General features: G+C 58.8%; 1 protein-coding gene. It reads right to left on the reverse strand.

Going from position 1 to position 1,231, the window contains the following annotated elements; genetic code table 11:
- Positions 1 to 19 precede the first annotated feature (19 nt).
- Positions 20 to 1,147: an IS481 family transposase gene (locus J5M67_RS27170; RefSeq protein WP_207888509.1), complete on the reverse strand. Its 1,128-nt coding sequence runs from the start codon at positions 1,145 to 1,147 to the stop codon at positions 20 to 22.
- Between the last annotated feature and the right edge of the window lie 84 nt (positions 1,148 to 1,231).

Consider the following 1,231-nt stretch of genomic DNA (forward strand, 5'->3'; position numbering starts at 1 on the left):
CGGGGACATGGTTGACACATTATGGTCCGTAGTCGGGGCTGTTCAGGTCGATAGTTCGCAAAAGTTGATGGCAGAAGTACACGTCATACAGCACCTCGCTATCGGGTCTGGGGCGTATGGCGATGAGGTGCCCAGCCAGCCCTTTGGCGATACGGAAGTAACGTTTTCTAAAGCGAAACCGGCTGTGGTAGACCTTCGTCAGCTCATCGTCCATGGCGTATTCGAAGTCCTCCAGTTCTTCCGGAAATGACCAGGGGCTGGGGCGGTAGCGCTCCATGGGAACTTGGTAGCCCAGTGCTTCATGGGGCCGTTGATGGTTGTAGATTTCCCGCCACTGATCGAAGGCCGCCTGGGCTTCGATCAGGTCGTGAAAGTGCCTTCCCTTGAGCACTTCGGCTTTGAGGGCTCGATGGAAGCGCTCGTTCTTGCCGTTGGTTTGTGGGTGATAGGGGCGACTGAAGCTCAAGCGAATCCCCAGCCGGACCAGCCAAACGCCCAGTTCGGACAATTCTCCTGGGTTGCGCGGCGAGCCCCAGGGAGATCCGTTGTCGGTGTTGATTCGGGCTGGCAGGCCGTAGCGGCGAAAGATATCCGTCAGTTTTTCCTGAACGGTCTCTTTACGCTCATTCGCGCAGGCCTGGAGCGCCAGGTTGAAACGGGAGTGATCATCGACCACCGTCAACGGATGGCACTGGCCTAGCTGGGTCGGGAAGTAGCCCTTGAAGTCCATCTGCCAGAGGTCATTGGGGGCCTCGTGTTCGAAGCGCTGCCAGGGCTTCTTGGCTTCCTTCTCGGGTGGCAGGATCAGCGCGTTACGGTGCAGGACGTTGGTCACGGTGCTTGGAGCAATGCAGCCCTTCAGAGCATGGCTGATCTTGCGTCCGCCCCAGGCCGGGTGCGCCTGGCGCAAGGAGACTACCTTCGCCTCCAGCGCAGAGGGGGTTCGCCCGGGGCTCTGCAGCGGCCGGCGAGATTGCTCCTGTAAACCTTCTCGCCCTTGCTGTTGGTATCGCTTTAGCCACTTGTAAGCCGTTTGTGGGCTAATACCAAAACGTCGACAAAGCTCTCGCTTGTTGCTGTCGGGCTGCAAGGCCAGGGCAACGAATTCCTCTTTCAGGCTCATGGCATCTCTCGTGTTCCAGGGCATGGTGTGGATTCCCGACAAGGCTGCTCGCCGGAAAGTGTCAACCATGTCCCCGCACACCTGTCAGCTATGTACCCGGTCCGTACA

The sequence above is a fragment of the Pseudomonas sp. 30_B genome, assembly GCF_017491605.1.
In the GTDB taxonomy this organism is placed as follows: domain Bacteria; phylum Pseudomonadota; class Gammaproteobacteria; order Pseudomonadales; family Pseudomonadaceae; genus Pseudomonas.